Raw genomic sequence first — 15,049 nt, 5'->3', positions numbered from 1 at the left:
CCCCCATGGCGCCGTGCCCAACCTCGGGTTTGCCCCAACCGTAGTGTTCCCAGCCCAGCTCCTCGAGAGAGGCGTCAAAACCTTCGAAGTAGTCGATGCTCCAGCCGCTGATCTCAGCGTCGGAACGGCTCTGGCCGGACGAATTCCCGGAGGATCGCTGCGGCGAGGCGGAACTGCTGGGAGAGGACTCGCCGGACGACGGGGCGTTCAGGGGCGAGCGTTCGCCCGACGACCTCGACACGGGCGTCTGCTCCGGCGTCGGGGATGTGGTCGTCGACCGCGCGGGGCTCGGCGTCACCGTAATGGCCGCCTCGGCGCCGGTGGGGCTGCTTGAGCTTGGTGGTGCCGCTCTCGGGGTGATCCGCTCCGTGCTGAGAGAAGCGGGGGTCGCGGCCAGTTCCTGGTCCGTGTTTTGAGGCTGTATCAACAGTCCCCCGGTGATCGTCGCGGTGGCAAGCCCCAGCGCCATCAGGGGTCGAACAATTCGGCTTGGTAACAAGAGCACTCCCTTTCAGTACACCAGAGAACCCTAACTTGCGATCCAGCCATCACAAGTCATCTCCGGGCCAGGAATGTGTGCTGGTCCCATCAGCAGGGGGCGACACGCTAGGATGCAGGAATGAGCGGGCTGGGGGGTCGGTAGGTGCTCGCAGCTTCTTGGGGGAGGCTGATGAACAAGTGATGAAACCGCACATTTCCGTCTGCATCCCGGTTTATCAGGGGGCGTCGACCCTCGCGGCGACCCTGCGGTCGGTGCTGGCCAGCGGACGCGCCGACTTCGAGGTGGTGATCCGGGACAACGGCTCGACCGACGGCACCAGCGACGTGATCGCCGGGTTCGACGACCCACGCATCCGGATCATCCGATCCGAGAAGACCCTACCGTTGCCGGCCAACTGGCGCGCGACCGTCGACCAGGCCCGCGGCGAGCTGATCAAGGTGGTGTGCGCCGACGACCTCATCCATCCGGACTGCCTTGCCACGCAGGCCGCGCTCCTGGAGGACCCGTCGCTCGCCCTCGTCGCGTGCCGCCGCGACTTCATCGACGGCAACGGCAAGGTCCTGACCCGCAACGCTGGTCTGCCGGGCCTGCTGGGGCGTCGCGGCGTCCACGAGGTCGCCAGGGCGGCGGTGCGGTTCGGGATCAACCCGGTCGGTGAACCCGCGTGCGTGATGTTCCGCCGCAGGGACTACGAAGCCATCGGCGGGTTCGACGGTTCGAACGTGTTCGCCATGGACATCGACGCCTGGCTGCGGATCCTCACCCGCGGCGACATGTTCGGCCAATCCGAGTCCCACGCCGCGTTCCGCATGTGGACGGAGTCGTTCTCCAACAGCCACAACCGGCAGCAGCTCGACGATCACATCCGGTTCCTGAGACGGGTCGCGAACGATCCCCGCTACGAGATCCCGGCCGTCCTGCGTCACCTCGCGCCCGCCGCGGCCCACGTCTCCTGGCGCGCCTGGACGGTGCGACAGCGACTGTGGGGCAGGAAGTCCGCGTCCAAGACCGGCTGAGGGGTGGTTTCGACTCGGGTCGCTCGTTCCTCACGACCCGGCTCAACCAGCTTTGAGGAGTTTGGGTCAGGCGGTCTGGAGGCGTCTCAGACCGAGGAAGAACGGCACCAGGCAGCAGCAGGAGAACGCGAACCGCGCAATCCTCCAGGCCGGTTCCTGGGGGGCGAGGATCGATGCGGCGCAACCCGCCACCGCGGCGACGATCAGCGCCACCACCGGCCAGGCCACCCGGACAGGGGCGTGGCGTCGCGTCACCGCGAGTCGCAGCACCACCGCCTGCGCGAACAGCGCCAGGAAGGTCGCTGCCGCGGTGCCGTTGAGCCCGAACGGCACTATGAGGGCGAAGGTCGCGGCGATCTTCACCACCACGGCCACCACCGACGCCCACGCCAGCGGCACCGACCAGCGGATCGTGATGAGCATCTGGCTGCTCGCCGCCGCAGCCGCGACGGGGAACGCCGCCAACCCGATCAGCGCGACCACCGCTACCAGCTCCTCCTGCGCGTAGGTGGAGGGCGCGAAGATCTGCAACAGCGTGGGAGCCGCGACGGTGACGCCCAGCACCGCCCATGCCACCAGCGAGAACACGCCGTCGCGGGAGGTCGCGATCACCCGCCACCGCTGGGCGTCGTCGACGACGTTCTTCAGGCGCGGCAACCAGGCACGGTTGGTGAAAGTCAGCATGAGCGTGACGACATTGCCGATGGTGAACGCCACCTGGTAGCGCGCCACCTGAACCTCGCCCAGCATGCGCTGGATGATGAACCGGTCCCCGGCGGTGAGCAGGAAGGTGGACAACCCGGTGAGGGCCAGCGGAATCCCGAGACGCAGCCCGCGACGCAACGTCTCCTTGTCGAACAGTCCCGCCAGCCGTGGCCTGGTCCACGCCAACCCCAGCGCGAGCGCGACCACCTGCCCGATGATCCCGCCCAGCGCGTACACCTCCGCGGTGCGCTCCCAGGTGAACAGCAGCACCAGGCCGAGCAGCAGACCACCCACCGTCGAGATCAGCGACACGGTGGCGAACCGCGCGAACCGGTCCTCGGCCTGCAGCAGCGACAACGACAGCATCACCCCCGCGCCGGGTGCGGTCCAGCCCAGTGTGATGAGCACCAGCGTGTAGCTGGAGAAACCCAGGGCGGGCGCCCACAGCGGCGACAGCAAAGCAATGCCCCCGACGATGACCACGTCGATGGCCAACCCGGCGGCCAGCAGTCCGCGGGCGCGGGCGGGGTCGTCGTCCTCCACCCGCTGGATCTCGAGGGCCTGGTCCAGACCGAGCACGGTGAGAACGATCAACAGCTGGTAGAGCGCGATGGCGGCCGACAGCGACCCGAACGCCGCCACCGGCAGGACGTGGGTGAGCACGGGGGAGACCACCGTCGCCACAACCATCTGCATGGACCAGATCACGACGTAGAGCATTCCCCGGCCGAACAGGTCGGAGGTGCCTCCCCTGCCCGTGACCCCGGCCGGTTCCTCCAGGGGTGTTTCAGTCTCCTCCGGGTTCATGGCAGCGGCCACAGCTCCTGCTCTATCCGGTCCAGCAGAGCGGTTGAGTCCTCGCGGAACTTGCGGGCGAACAGAACGGGCGAGTCCTCCCGGGTGCGGGCGGCGCGCAGCGCCGGGAGGTCGGTCTCGTCCAGCCACCGCGGGTTGGGGCTGGGTTGTTTGCCCCAGTCGATGTACCACGCGGCCCCCGGCAGGTGGCTCGACTCCCACCGGGCGCCGAACGCGGGGGAGGTCAGCAGGCTGGGGATCATGGTCTCGTCGGGGATCCACGTCGTGCGGAAATAGTCGACGAGATCCGGCCGAGAATCGACGATCTCCAGGATCAGTTCGGTGTGGTGGCGGGCGAGGACCTTCAGCTGCGAACCGCCCGCGGGGTGAATCCCCTTCGGCCAGCGCCTGGGAATCAGCGACCAGACGCGTTTGCGGTCCCTGACCCGGTTGCCGAACACGAAACGGTCGTAGCCACCCATCGGACCCCAGTGCCTGATCGGCAGCCTGCGCACCTTGGCCCACGACCTGCCCCGCGCCCGGCCCAAACGCTCCACGAGCCCCTCGACGTTGACCAGCGGGTAGTCCGCCCCCGTCATCATCACGACGTGCTGGGCGTCGGTGGTGGCGCACGCGGCCCGGTAACCTGCGAGCTCGGCCTCCACCAACCCGAAGGTCGCCCACCCCGAGGAGACCCGCGGCAGCAACCGGACCCGCTCGGGAAGCGCGCCGGTCAGTTCGTCGTGCATCTGCTGCGGCACGCCCGCGTCGACATGCAGGAAGATCGGGAGCCCATCCAGCGCCCCCACCAGCCGCCGGAGCAGTTTCGGTTTGTCGTGGGCGAGGAGAACGACTGCGACGGTCATGAAGCGCTGCTTTCCGGGAGTTTGTACACGGCGACCCCGTCCCCCTGGTAGGCGACGGTCACCCCGGGGGTGTTCCGGAGCGCCTGTTCGAGGCGGGCCTGGTCGGAGGCCAGTTGCTGGCCGTAGCGCTCGTCGAAGGCCTTCATCCGGTCGCTCGCCAACACGTAACGCACCCTCGCCGGCGCCGCCATCCAGTGTTTCATGAGCACATCCAGATCGGCCTGCGGATCGTAGTCGGCCCCGATCCCGGAGGGGTAGACCTCGGTGGTCTTGTCGCGCAGCAGCAGCTCCCGGGACAGGTAGAACATGTCCTTGCCCAGCAGGTGCAGCGGCTCGGCGAGTTCGCTGCCCAGCGTGAACACCTGGGTGTCGGCGGTGATGTGCTCCTCCACCCAGGTCACGGCCTTCACGTTCTCGGGGTTGATCACCCTCGTGTAGTCCATGCCGGTGGTTCCGATGACGAACACCGTGGTCAACGCGACCACACTGGCGTTGCGGATCGGGTGCCACAGCACCGTCCAGAACCTGCGGCCGGTCTGGGGCAGGTTGATCGACCCGATGATCGCGAGCCACGGGAGGCAGAACAACGAAACCCGGAAGATGCCTTCCGAACCGTAGGAGTTCGCGGCGAACAACCCCACCGGGCTGGCCGCGGCCAGCGCGAGCCCCAGGGTCATGCGGTTGCGGAAACGGATCAGGGCGACGAGCGCGGCGACGCCGATGCACACGAGCGCGATGGACGGCACCCAGAACGTGATCCGGTTGACGAGATCCGTGGTGAGGGCGCTGGAACTTGGCCTGGCGGGAGGCCTGAAGTTCGAGAAAACGTTGAACAGCTCGCCGAGGGACACGTACGACTTCAGCACGCCGCGGTTGAACAGCGCCCAGACCACGGCGGGAGCCGCCAGCACCAACGGCGCCCACCACAGCTTCATCAACCGCACCACCACCAGGGCGATGCAGATCAGCATCGCCAGGAAGGGGCTGAGCTGATGGGTGGGGGCGACGGCGACCGAGAGCATCAGGGCGGCCCAGACCCGCGACCACTTCAGGCCCGTGCTGTTTCGCAGCAGCGCCGTGGTGGCGGTCGTCACGAACGCCAGGCCGACCACCTGGGGGGCGTAGAAGCTGGTGGTGAGGCTGGAACCGAGCGCGAACACCAACCCCGCCCACCAAGCACGTTCCTCGTCGACGAAGTAGCGTGCCAGCTGCGCGACCGCCAAGCAGTTCACGCCCGCGCCGACGGCACCGAACACGGCGGCGTACATCATCAGGTCCGGCCAGCCCGCGGCCTGCTGCACCAGCGCGCTGGACGCGAAAAGACCCGAGTAGGCCTGGTAGATCCCGGCCTCGCGGTCCAGGCCCCCATTGGCGATCAGCAGGTTCACCAACCCGATGTGGCGGGCCGCCACCTGCACCGTCGGTGTGCCGTACATCACGGCCTGGGTCATCGGGACGACGGTTGCCAGCAGCACGATGCTCCAGCTGCGCCCACCGACGCTGGAGAACGCCCAGCACACGGCGAACACGATCGCGCCCAGCCCGAGGAACCACAGCGGGCCGGCGGCCAGGGCGGCGCCGTAGAGGGCGGGGGGCTGGTGCTGCGTGGCCGCGGCGATCATCGCGATGAGGAAACCGGCCGTGGCAACGCCGATCGGCCCGATCATCGCCCGTCCCGTCCGGTGCACCCACGTCGTGTCCAGCCTCGGCGGTCGTTTGCGCGCCACCCACACCGCGACCGCCGTCGAGGCGAGCAGGATCAGCGTAGCCATCACCCGTGGATGCCAGAAACTGGTGAGCGCCATCGGCAACGAACACAGGATCAGCACCGCCAGGCTGCCGACGAACCAGGACAGGATGAGATCGAGACCACGCAGCCGGTACACCAGCCCGATCGCCAGACCGGGAACGGTGTGCAGCAGAACGGCCACCAGCACCCCCTGGAAACCGCCGTTGCCGCCGGTGAGCGTCAGCATCACACCCACGAACCCGAGAAAGGCCACGAGCAGCGCCAACCAGAACTGGTTCAGCAGGTCCTCGGCGTTCCTGGGGGGCGACGTGACGGCGGCGGGTTTCATCTCCGGGTCGGGAACGATGGAGACACGCGCGGGAACGGTGGTTGTTTGCCCGCCCTTCCGGGACTCGGTACTCATCTGGGATCCCCCTCGTTGCTGCGAGCGATGTCACGCTCTGCGGGCGGTGGATGGTTTCTGCTCTCGGGTAGAGTCACGTAATGCTGGAACAACCTATGCGTAGCAGCGACAACCCCGAGTGGGCCGGTGCGGTATGGGTCGGTGAACTCGATCTTAGCGACCTGGCATCGGCACCAGCGGATTCGAGACTCGAACTGGCCGGCGGATCTAACTACCGCAAGGCCCGTTTCCTGGCGCGCGAGGGCCAGGCCCTGCGCGGTTTCGTCACGGTGGGCGTCGAGGAGGGGCAGGTCCGGGCCGGCGATCTGCGACGGGCCGCCGAGGAGCTTCCGGCCGCCGTCCCGGAACCGGAACCGCCCCGGCCGCCGATCAGCGTGGTGATCTGCACCCGCGACCGGGGCCGGTTGCTCAAGGACGCGGTGGATTCCGTCCTGGCCAGCGACTACCCGGGTTTCGAGGTAGTGGTGGTCGACAACGCAGGTGTCACATCCGAGACCCGCGACGTGGCCCTGCGCCACCCCGACCCCCGGGTGCGCTACGCCCACGAACCGCTCGCGGGGAACTCCCGCGGCCGCAACCGGGGGGTGCGGGTGGCGGTGAACGAGCACGTCGCCTTCATCGACGACGACGTGGTGGTGGACCGTCACTGGTTGACGGGGATCGCTCGCGGGTTCGCCCGGGATCCTCACGTGGGGCTGGTGTGCGGGCTGGTGCCCAGCGGCGAGATCCGCACCCGCACGCAGGCGTGGTTCGACCAGCGCGTGACCTGGGCCGACGCGCGGGAACCGCGCGTGTACTCGCTGTCCTCGCCGCCACCGGAGCTGCCGCTGTTTCCCTTCCAGGTGGGCGCCTACGGCACGGGTGCGAACACCGCGGCCACCAGGACGGCCTTCGAGAGCGTCGGCGGCTTCGACGTCGCCCTGGGCAGCGGCCAGCCCACCAAAGGAGCGGAGGACATCGATCTGTACGTGCGAATGCTCGCGGCCGGGTACTCCATCAGCGTGGAACCCTCGGCCATCACCTGGCACCGTCACCGTTCCGACCTTCCCGCGCTCAAGGCCCAGGCCCGCGGGTACGGCACCGGGCTGGGGGCGTGGTGCACGAAGATCCTGTTCACGCCGTCGCTGCTTCGCCTGGCGTTGACGAAGGTGCCGGGTGCGGTCGCCAGGATGCGGGCGATCGCCCGGGGCGGCTCGCCGGATCCGGAGGGCACCGACGCGGTTTTCGGGTTTCCGCGGGGGTACACCGCATCGCTCGGGTCGTTGGAGATGCGCAGCGCACTCACCGGTCCTCTGCGTTACGCCCAGGCGTGCCTGGGCAGGTGGCGGCATCATCGGGAGGGATGGGCAGGGGCATCCGGGTAGGACCGGCCCCGGGCACCACGACCCGCCCCGTGAGGGATGGGTGCGCGGCCAGCAGCTCGTCGTGGAGATCCGGAAGCAGGAGCAGCACCTCTGCGGGATCCGCCGCGACGAGAGCCTCCGGGCTGATCACGGGAATGCGGCTTGCGGGCATGCAGCGCCCCTGCTTGGCCGGTGACGCGTCGCCGACCGCGAGGATCGCGCCGGCGGCGTCGCCCACCATCGCCAGCTCCGCGACGGCCTTCGACGCGGCCCCGTAGGCGAACAGGCGCGTGCCCGCGGCGTGGTGCCCCTCCAGGTAGCTGCGCAGCCGCCCCGTCGAGGCCGAGACCGCCTCCGCCAGGCAGGTGAGTCCCTCCGGGATCGCCAATCCCCGCCGGGACTCGTCGTCGTAGGCGGCCAGCAGGTCGGCGTCGGGTTGTCCGCCGCGGCTGGCGAGCACCACCGCGACCCCACCGTAGAGGTCGTAGCGCAGCACACTGGTGGGGGTGATCCCCACCGTTCCCAGCGCGGTCCGCAGCGACGTGAGGGTGAAGTAGCCGTAGTGGCCGTGCCGCAGCACGGTCCAGGTGCGCTGCGCGACGACGTCGCCCAGCGGCTGGATGAGGAAGACGGCCAGGCCGTCGTCGGCCAGCGCCCCGGCGCGGCGCGCCAGGGCGGCCGGGAGGTCGCGGTCGTGCATCAAACCGAAGCTGTCGACCACCAGGTCCGCGGAACCTTCGACCGGGGTCAGGTCGAGCAGCGACAGCCAACTGCCGCCGTGCGGGGAACCGAACTCGACGACCGTGGCCCGGCCGTCGAGGTGACCGAGCCTGCCCAGGTCCGCGACCGCCCGGCGGGCCTGGTCGACGACAGCCCGCGGCTCCGGCACCGGCACCTCCGGTTCGGTGGTGTCATCGGCGTCGAGCTGCGCCAGGCCGCAGTCGGGGCACAGCCGCAGCGCCAGCGCGTGGGTGGGGTCGGGCAGCGGGTCGGTGGGCAGCGGCCAGTGCCGCGGCGACGGCTGGGCACCCAGGTCGAGCACGATCACGCCGGCGTCGGAGCCGCACAGGATGCACTCAGCCATGATTCGTCCCCGCCGTCCCCGCTGTTCGCGGCTTCACGGCATCACCCGGAGCCCCGCGTCGATCCGGGAGCTCTCCTGCAGTTCGCGGATCCGGGCGAGCCGGACGAACCGGTGGGTGAACAGGTCCTCGGTCATGCCGTGGTCGCGGTAGGCGGCCACCAGTTCCCGCGCCCCGTCGGCGATGCTGCGGCGCACGTTCGCGCCCGGCAGCAGGCTGCGCAGCCGGGAGAAGTCCACCCGGTAGGAACGCGGGTCGTTGCCGGCCTCGCCGGTGATCCGCACCGCCGCTCCGGTCTCGGCGGCGACCACCTCCGCGATCTCCGCGACGGTGACGTTGTTCGCCTCGATGCCGACGTTGATCTTCTCACCCCGCACCTCGGCGGCGGGCGCCACCAGGGCGGCTGCGAACACCTCGGCGATGTCGGCGGCGTGCACGAGCGGCCGCCACGGGGTGCCGTCGGAGAGCACCAGCACCTGACCGGTCAGCAGGGCGTACCCGACGAGGTTGTTCAGCACGATGTCGGCGCGCAGCCGCGGGGAGAAACCGAAGGCGGTGGCGTTGCGCAGCGAGACGGTGCAGAAATCCGTGTCGGTGAGTTCGTCGAGATCCTTCTCGACCCGCACCTTGCTGATCGCGTACGGGGTGACCGGCGCCAGGTCGGCGTCCTCCGCGACGAGCCCGTCGCCCGCCGCGCCGTAGACGCTGCACGTCGAGGAGTACAGGAACCTGCCCACGCCCGCCTGTTTCGCGAGCCGCGCGAGCCGCACCGAGGCCGCGTGGTTGATGTCGTAGGTGATCTCGGGTGCGAGATGTCCGAGGGGGTCGTTCGACAACGCCGCTAGGTGGATGACCGCGTCGAATCCCTCCAGGTCGGCGGCGGTCACGTCCCGCAGGTCGAGGCGTAGGCCGGGCGGATCGGTGGGGGCGGGGCCGAGCACACAGTCGGCGAACCAGCCGATGTCGAGGCCGGTGACCTCGTGGCCCGCGGCCCGCAGCACCGGGGCCATGACGGTGCCGAGATAGCCTTGGTGGCCGGTGAGCAGGACCTTCATGCGGGAACTCCGATCTTCACTGTGGTGGTGGGCACGACGAACGCCTCGGCGTACCGGTGGTTGCACTGGATGCCGCGCAGTCTCATGAGCGCGGTGAACGCCTCCGCGTCGAACCAGGGATGCCCCTCGGCCTGGCTGGGGTAGCGGCGGGTGATGACATCGGCCTTGAGGTGTGCCACCTCGTCGGGAACGGGCACGAACGTGACCGGTGTGGGCAGGTCGGATTCGTACTTCGCGATCTCGTATCCCCACACCGGTTGGCGACGGAAGGTCTGGGCCAGCAGTTCGGCGACGAGCCGGTGGTCCTGGTGGGCGTCGCCTTGCTGGGGGCCGATCACCAGGTCCGGTTCCCCCGCTTCGCGCATCGCCACGACGGCCTGTTTCACCTCGCCCCAGCGAGCCGGGAGCCGGTTGTCGGGAAAACCCGCGACCCGCACGTCGAGGGTCGTCCCGGTGCACAGCTCCGCCAGGGCGGCTCGTTCCTCGTCCTCGCGGACGGTTCCCGCGCCGGTGAGTACGAGTGCCGTCACCCGCATCCCGGGATTGGCCTCGCACAGCATGCGCACGGTGGCGCCCGCGCCGATCGCGATGTCGTCGCAGTGCGCCCCCGCCAGCATCAGGTGGTGCACGGGTTCGAGGATCACGGCACCGTCACCACGCCGCGACGACCCCAGGGCACGTTCCCGGAGCTGTACATCGCGTCCAGCAGGGCGCGTTCCTTGAAGGTGTCGGCGGACAGCCAGAACCCGTCGTGCCGGTAGGCGATCAGCTTCCGGGTCGGCAGGAGCGATCCGAACGCGACATCCAGGTTGCGTCCCCCACCGAGATGGTCGAAGAACGGCTGGCGCAGGATCAGGTAGCCGCCGTTCTCGCGGATCGGCAGCTCCGCCAGGCAGTGGAAGCCCGCGACGGTGTTGTCCTCTCGGACGTCGAGCACGTGGAACGAAGCGTTCGGACGCACCGCCAGCATCATTGCCGCGGCATCCGGTGAGGCCTTCATCCTCTCGACCATGTCGTCGAGGGAGACATCGGAGAGCACGTCGGAGTAGTTCGCGAAGAACATCTCCTCGTCGGCGACGAGGTGCCGGGCCAGCCACAGCCGCTCCCCGATCGGGGTGTCCTTGCCGGTGTCGAGGTATTCGACGTTCCAGTGGCGGGCCTGCGGATGGTTCGCGGCCACCCGGCTCACCGCGTCCTGGATCTGGTCGGCGGCGTGACCGAGGCACAGCACGAAATCGGTGTGCCCGTAGGCGGCGTAGTGGCTCATGATGTGAACCACCAACGGTAGGTCACCGACGAGCTGAAGCGGCTTGGGTAGCCCCTCTCCGTTCCACCCAAGCATGCGCATGCCGTAACCGCCGCAAAAAAGTACGACTTTCATTGTTTCCCCAAGGTTTCGACTTCAAGTTCGGGCAGTGGCCACACGAGCCGGGTCCCGGCTCTCAGGGTGGCCGCCAGCTGGGCGGTGATCTCCTCGCGGAGATTCCACGGAAGCACGAGCACGTCGTCGGGGCAGTCCTCGACGAGGTGCTCCGGCGACACCACCGGGATGCGGGTACCGGGGGTGTAGCGGCCGTGTTTGAAGGTGTTGCGGTCCGCGGCGTAGGCCAGCAGGTCGGGGCGGATGCCGCAGTAGTTGAGCAGGGTGTTGCCCTTCCCGGGTGCGCCGTACGCGACCACCCTGCGGCCCGCCCGCCGGGCCTCGATCAGGAACGCGACCAGGTCGTCGCGGATCCCGGCGGCCCGCTGCGCGAGACCGAGGTAGCCCTCGGGGCCGTCGAGCCCGGCGGCCCGCTCCACCGCCTCGATCTCCGCCACCCGCGGATGCTCGGCGACATCCGTCTCCTCGGGTGCCGCCCACAACCGGATCGACCCGCCGTGCGTGGGCAGCAACTCCACGTCGACGAGCCTCAGCCCGCCCGTCGCGAGCCCGTGCCGGGCGGCGAGCACCGTCCAGTACTGGAAGTGTTCATGATAGATGGTGTCGAACTGGGCGGCGGTGATCAGCGACAGTGCGTGATGAACCTCGATGGAGACCCGCCCGGTGTCGGCGACCAGACCCCGCAACCCGGAGGCGAAACCGGTGATGTCGGGGATGTGGGCGAAGACGTTGTTGGCGACGACCAGATCGGCCGGGCCGTGTTCGGTGCGCACCTGCGCCGCGACTTCCTCGTCGAGGAAGGCCCGCAGCATGGGAATGCCCTTGGCGCGGGCCGTTTCGCTGCAGTTGAGGCTCGGTTCGATGCCGCGGCAGCGGATGCCGAGGTTCACGACGTGCTGGAGCAGGTAGCCGTCGTTGGCGGCCACCTCCACGACGAAACCGTCCGGGCCGAGCCCGAGGGATTCCACGGCCTGGTCGACGAAGCGCCGGGCGTGCTCGACCCACGAGGAGGAATAGGAGGAGTAGTAGGCGTAGTCGCCGCCGAAGGTTTCCTCCGGAGTGATCAGGGCGGGGATCTGCAGCAGCAGGCAGTCGGGGCACAATCTCAGGTGCAGCGGGTAGGTCACCTCTGGCTGGTCGAGCTGCTCCTCGGAGAGGAAGGACTCGCACGGCGGGCTGGCCCCGAGGTCGAGCACGGAGACGAGCTCGCTGTTGCCGCACAGGCGGCAGCTGATGCTCACCGGGGGTTTCCTTCCTGCTTGCGGCGGCGCCACCGGATGGCGAAATGCCCGACGACGTAGCCGACACCGGTCATCGCGAGTGCGGATGCGATCGCGAACGCGCCCCCCAGGCCGCGGCCACGGGTGCGGGGGGCAGAGAAAAGTTCCCGCAGGAAGCCGCGCGGCAGGATGCGCGTGGCGTAGGACATCTCGGTGGACAGCGACGCCTGGTGCGAGGTGCGTTCGGTCACGGCGGCCTTCGAGATGCCCTCGGCGTAGGCGCGGCGCCACAGGTAGTTCCACTTGAGACGGTCGGGGCTGACGTGGTGGTGCACCCGGCTGCGCGGTTCGAAGAGAATCCCGGCGTCTGGGTGGTGGCGGGTGGCGCGGATGCACAGCTCGGTTTCCTCGCAGCCGTACGGCACGCGGCCCACGCGGCCGAGGTCCTCACCGAACAACCCGGCGGTGTCGAACACGCTGGTTCGGAACGCCATGTTGCAGCCCATGACGTTGCGCACCGGGGCCAGGGCGGTGGGTTGGCCCTCATAGGTGCAGCCGACCACCCAGTCGAGTTCGCCCCGGCCGCTGGGGGCGGCGGGCAGCGAGACGGGCCTGGTGGCGCCGTCGGGCCAGCGGGGGGTGGCGGCGCCGCCGGTGATGAGCACCTCGCGGTCCGCGAAGGGCGCGAGGAGGTGGTTGAGCCAGCCGGGTTCCGGGGTGGCGTCGTCGTCGAGGAAGACGATCACATCCGTGTCGACGAGCCCGATCGCCGTGTTCCGGCCCCCGGACAGACCCCGTTTGCGGGCGTTCGCGATCACGTCGACGAACGGGCCCGCGAGTTCAGCTGACCTGGTCAGGAGTTCGTCATTGTGGTCGACGACCACGAGCACCCGGCCCTTGCGCCCGGATTCCCGGAGTTGGCGGGCGGCCTCCAGCACCCCGTCGCGCAGGTCCGTCCAGCGGTCCAGTGTGTATGCGCAGACGACAACGGTGACGCTTTCCGGGTCGTGGGTGTCGTCGTTCGCCGGTGGGTCAGAAGGGGCCTCAGACATTCAGGTGTTCCCACTCGCGTGAGCGCAGGCGGCAGGTGGGTAGGTGGTGGCGCGCCGGGGCGGCGACCAGCCGGGTGCGTTTGGCGCGTCCGTGGCGGGCCGTCTCGGTGGTGATGGTGCGCAGCACCCGCTGTCCGTCGGCGAAGGTGCGCAGGTTGCTCTCGCCGTGGATCCGGCTAAGTTCGAAGCTGGGCACCTCGGTGACCGCCAGGCCCGCCTGGGCGACGCGAACCGTGACGAGGGTCTCGATCTCGAAGCCGTCGCCCCAGATGCGGCTGCCGTCGGCGGGCTGGGGCAGGTCCGGGTCTGGTAATCGCAGCGCCGGGACGATGTCCCTCCAGAACGCGTTGTATCCGTAGCACAGGTCGGTGAACTTCGTTCCCAGGCATAGGTTGCTCAGCACGTTCAGTCCCCAGTTGCCGGCTGAGCGCAGCCGGGTCAGGTCCACGGAACCCCCGCCAGGCATGTACCGCGATCCCTTCGCGAAATCCGCGCCCTCGACCAGCGCGTCGACGAAGGCGGGGATCTCACACGGGTCGGCGGAACCGTCGGCGTCGAGGGTGACGACGATGTCGCCGGTGGCTGCGTGCATCCCGCAGATCAGGGCGTTGCCCTTGCCGGTGCGGGTCTGGTTTATGACCTGGAGGTTGGACAGGTGGCGTCGTGCGACATCGACCGTGCCGTCGCGCGAACCCGCGTCCACCAGAACCACTTCGTGGACGTCTGGCATGTCCGGCAGCAGCACCTCCAGGTTCCTGGCCTCGTCCTTGGTGGGGACGATGACGGACACGCGCGGACTGCGTGGACGAATGTGCATGGTGAACCCCCTTGCCTCGGTATCAAGAAGCGCGCAGCCGCAATGGACGTGTGGTGTGCGCTTGAAACCAAAAGGTGGCAACACGGCACGTCATCATGATCGAGAACTGCGCATTTATGGTGATCATATGCTGAATCCCCGGGTCTGGGTGGGCACTGGGATACTCGCGGTGTGTCCGAAGGTGTCCGAACGATCGTCACAAGCACTTTTGCTGTTTCCAGGCCGTTAGTTCCCGGGCGTGTCGGAAGTTGAATAAAAAAGGAAATGGCGCTCAGCGTTAGGATTGAAGGGATGAGCAGGGAAATGGCCGAAAGGTGGACAAAATCCCCTATTTTTTATGGCCATTTTCCAAGGATATTGATCGACTCGGCGCGGATATGACGAGGGAATCGCGCCATCCAGGCTGGTCGGGCCGGGCTGTGAGGAACGAGCGACCCGAGCCGAAACCGCGGTCCCGAAGCTGGTTGCGCTTGCCTTGCGGTCAGATGCTTGCGCTGTAGCGCTGGCGTTCGGCGGTTGGGCAGGCGTTCGGCGGGAAGGCTGGCGTTCGACGGGAAGGCTGGCGGATGGCGGGAAGGCCAGCGGACGGCGGGAGGGCTGGCGTTTGGTGTGTCCACGGGCCGGGGGCGGGGTTCGCTTGCCTTGCGGTCGTTCGCTTGCGCTGTAGCGCTGGCGTTTGGCGGTTGGACTGGCGGACGACGGGAAGGCTGGCGTTCGGCGGGAGGGCTGGCGTTTGGTGTGTCCATGGGGCTGGGGGCGGGGTTCGCTTGCCTTGTGGTCGTTCGCTTGCGCTGTAGCGCTGGCGTTTGGCGGTTGGGCTGGCGTTCCCGTCGGGAAGGCTGGCGGACGACGATTGGGCTGGCGTTGGGTGGTCGGGGGGCGAAGCTGGTTGAGCCGGGCTGCGACGGAGGAGCGGCCCGAGTCGAAACCACCTTGAGGGTAGGCGACCAGACCCGACCCCAGTCCCGGATGCCCGTAGTCTTGCGCCTGGGACGCCGGGGCCCGGGTACCCACTGCACCATTCCCGGGCAGTGTGCCGGGTTCGGGGGTGCATGCCCTGCG

Annotated in this window: 13 protein-coding genes; 3 read left to right on the top strand and 10 right to left on the bottom strand. The window is 68.8% G+C overall.

All coding sequences use genetic code 11. From position 1 onward, the window contains the following. The first annotated feature begins 95 nt into the window (after window positions 1-95). Both ACO6D6_RS04935 and ACO6D6_RS04930 read left to right on the top strand, forming a co-directional pair. A complete protein-coding gene (locus ACO6D6_RS04935) occupies window positions 96-416 on the top strand; it encodes a hypothetical protein (RefSeq protein ID WP_484783723.1) in 321 nt (106 codons plus the stop codon). 265 nt (window positions 417-681) lie between these two features. Then, on the top strand, window positions 682-1,518 hold the full coding sequence (locus ACO6D6_RS04930) for a glycosyltransferase family 2 protein (RefSeq protein ID WP_484783721.1): 837 nt from the start codon (window positions 682-684) through the stop codon (window positions 1,516-1,518). 66 nt (window positions 1,519-1,584) lie between these two features. Here ACO6D6_RS04930 and ACO6D6_RS04925 read toward each other — a convergent pair whose 3' ends face one another. The 3 genes from ACO6D6_RS04925 to ACO6D6_RS04915 are packed head-to-tail and all read right to left on the bottom strand — an operon-like array spanning window position 1,585 to window position 6,037. After that, window positions 1,585-3,030, bottom strand: a complete 1,446-nt coding sequence (locus ACO6D6_RS04925) for an oligosaccharide flippase family protein (RefSeq protein ID WP_484783719.1) — start codon at window positions 3,028-3,030, stop codon at window positions 1,585-1,587. Further along, window positions 3,027-3,884: a beta-1,6-N-acetylglucosaminyltransferase gene (locus ACO6D6_RS04920; protein ID WP_484783717.1), complete on the bottom strand. Its 858-nt coding sequence runs from the start codon at window positions 3,882-3,884 to the stop codon at window positions 3,027-3,029. The genes ACO6D6_RS04925 and ACO6D6_RS04920 overlap by 4 nt, the downstream gene beginning before the upstream one ends. Next, on the bottom strand, window positions 3,881-6,037 hold the full coding sequence (locus tag ACO6D6_RS04915) for a hypothetical protein (protein WP_484783715.1): 2,157 nt from the start codon (window positions 6,035-6,037) through the stop codon (window positions 3,881-3,883). Before ACO6D6_RS04915 ends, ACO6D6_RS04920 begins: the two co-directional genes overlap by 4 nt. 80 nt (window positions 6,038-6,117) lie before the next feature. Between ACO6D6_RS04915 and ACO6D6_RS04910 the strand changes: the two genes are divergently transcribed. Further along, on the top strand, window positions 6,118-7,401 hold the full coding sequence (locus tag ACO6D6_RS04910) for a glycosyltransferase family 2 protein (RefSeq protein ID WP_484783713.1): 1,284 nt from the start codon (window positions 6,118-6,120) through the stop codon (window positions 7,399-7,401). Here the strand turns inward: ACO6D6_RS04910 and ACO6D6_RS04905 are convergent. The 7 genes from ACO6D6_RS04905 to ACO6D6_RS04875 all read right to left on the bottom strand — a co-directional run bounded on the left by ACO6D6_RS04905 (window position 7,319) and on the right by ACO6D6_RS04875 (window position 13,960). Then, on the bottom strand, window positions 7,319-8,464 hold the full coding sequence (locus ACO6D6_RS04905) for a hypothetical protein (protein WP_484783711.1): 1,146 nt from the start codon (window positions 8,462-8,464) through the stop codon (window positions 7,319-7,321). The genes ACO6D6_RS04910 and ACO6D6_RS04905 overlap by 83 nt on opposite strands. 33 nt (window positions 8,465-8,497) lie before the next feature. After that, window positions 8,498-9,517, bottom strand: a complete 1,020-nt coding sequence (locus ACO6D6_RS04900; RefSeq protein WP_484783709.1) for an NAD-dependent epimerase/dehydratase family protein — start codon at window positions 9,515-9,517, stop codon at window positions 8,498-8,500. Continuing rightward, window positions 9,514-10,161: a PIG-L deacetylase family protein gene (locus ACO6D6_RS04895; protein WP_484783707.1), complete on the bottom strand. Its 648-nt coding sequence runs from the start codon at window positions 10,159-10,161 to the stop codon at window positions 9,514-9,516. The genes ACO6D6_RS04900 and ACO6D6_RS04895 overlap by 4 nt, the downstream gene beginning before the upstream one ends. Next, complete coding sequence (locus tag ACO6D6_RS04890) at window positions 10,158-10,784, bottom strand: glycosyltransferase family protein (RefSeq protein ID WP_484783705.1); 627 nt, start codon at window positions 10,782-10,784, stop codon at window positions 10,158-10,160. The genes ACO6D6_RS04895 and ACO6D6_RS04890 overlap by 4 nt, the downstream gene beginning before the upstream one ends. 110 nt (window positions 10,785-10,894) lie before the next feature. Beyond that, window positions 10,895-12,139, bottom strand: coding sequence for a methyltransferase domain-containing protein (locus ACO6D6_RS04885; protein ID WP_484783703.1), 1,245 nt, complete (start codon window positions 12,137-12,139; stop codon window positions 10,895-10,897). After that, complete coding sequence (locus ACO6D6_RS04880; RefSeq protein ID WP_484783701.1) at window positions 12,136-13,170, bottom strand: glycosyltransferase family 2 protein; 1,035 nt, start codon at window positions 13,168-13,170, stop codon at window positions 12,136-12,138. The genes ACO6D6_RS04885 and ACO6D6_RS04880 overlap by 4 nt, the downstream gene beginning before the upstream one ends. After that, window positions 13,163-13,960 (bottom strand): glycosyltransferase family 2 protein, encoded by a 798-nt coding sequence (locus tag ACO6D6_RS04875; protein WP_484783699.1) that lies wholly within the window; start codon window positions 13,958-13,960, stop codon window positions 13,163-13,165. Before ACO6D6_RS04875 ends, ACO6D6_RS04880 begins: the two co-directional genes overlap by 8 nt. Window positions 13,961-15,049: the final 1,089 nt, after the last annotated feature.

It is taken from the genome of Arachnia sp. (genome assembly GCF_057238465.1).
The sequence above is the reverse complement of the archived record's forward strand: the minus strand, read 5'-3'. Positions and strand labels throughout refer to the sequence as shown.

Excerpts from the sequence above, each read along its gene's own strand:
- ACO6D6_RS04890 (WP_484783705.1), bottom strand. The coding sequence starts at position 10,784 with ATGAGCCACTACGCCGCCTACGGGCACACCGATTTCGTGCTGTGCCTC.
- ACO6D6_RS04900 (WP_484783709.1), bottom strand. The coding sequence starts at position 9,517 with ATGAAGGTCCTGCTCACCGGCCACCAAGGCTATCTCGGCACCGTCATG.
- ACO6D6_RS04930 (WP_484783721.1), top strand. The coding sequence starts at position 682 with ATGAAACCGCACATTTCCGTCTGCATCCCGGTTTATCAGGGGGCGTCG.
- ACO6D6_RS04925 (WP_484783719.1), bottom strand. The coding sequence starts at position 3,030 with ATGAACCCGGAGGAGACTGAAACACCCCTGGAGGAACCGGCCGGGGTC.
- ACO6D6_RS04905 (WP_484783711.1), bottom strand. The coding sequence starts at position 8,464 with ATGGCTGAGTGCATCCTGTGCGGCTCCGACGCCGGCGTGATCGTGCTC.
- ACO6D6_RS04910 (WP_484783713.1), top strand. The coding sequence starts at position 6,118 with ATGCTGGAACAACCTATGCGTAGCAGCGACAACCCCGAGTGGGCCGGT.
- ACO6D6_RS04920 (WP_484783717.1), bottom strand. The coding sequence starts at position 3,884 with ATGACCGTCGCAGTCGTTCTCCTCGCCCACGACAAACCGAAACTGCTC.
- ACO6D6_RS04935 (WP_484783723.1), top strand. The coding sequence starts at position 96 with ATGCTCCAGCCGCTGATCTCAGCGTCGGAACGGCTCTGGCCGGACGAA.
- ACO6D6_RS04915 (WP_484783715.1), bottom strand. The coding sequence starts at position 6,037 with ATGAGTACCGAGTCCCGGAAGGGCGGGCAAACAACCACCGTTCCCGCG.
- ACO6D6_RS04880 (WP_484783701.1), bottom strand. The coding sequence starts at position 13,170 with ATGTCTGAGGCCCCTTCTGACCCACCGGCGAACGACGACACCCACGAC.